General features: G+C 55.9%; 1 pseudogene. It reads left to right on the top strand.

Going from position 1 to position 297, the window contains the following annotated elements:
• Positions 1–118: 118 nt before the first annotated feature.
• A pseudogene (locus CBX98_RS26000) lies at positions 119–297 on the top strand (S-adenosylmethionine decarboxylase); the annotation flags it as partial.

The following is a 297-nucleotide window of genomic DNA, read 5'->3' as shown; positions in this document are numbered from 1 at the left end:
GTACATAAGGGGAAGGCAGACTTCAAATTTGCCTGTTCTCTTTCTTCTTTGCGGGGACCCTAGCTGCTAACCCGCGTCTACTGCTGGCCGTATCATCCCCCGGCCTCGGAGAGTCGCTGTGGTCAAACCGCTTCCCCGCCTTCGCCTGCAAGGTTTCAATAACCTCACCAAGGCGCTGAGCTTCAACATCTACGATATCTGCTATGCCGTTTCGGAACAGCAGCGCCAGAACTACATCGAGTACATCGATGAGCAGTACGACGCCGACCGCCTGACCCAGATCCTGACTGACGTGGC

It is taken from the genome of Vibrio sp. T9, assembly GCF_003123985.1.
Lineage (GTDB): Bacteria > Pseudomonadota > Gammaproteobacteria > Enterobacterales > Vibrionaceae > Vibrio > Vibrio diabolicus.
The sequence above is the reverse complement of the archived record's forward strand: the minus strand, read 5'-3'. Positions and strand labels throughout refer to the sequence as shown.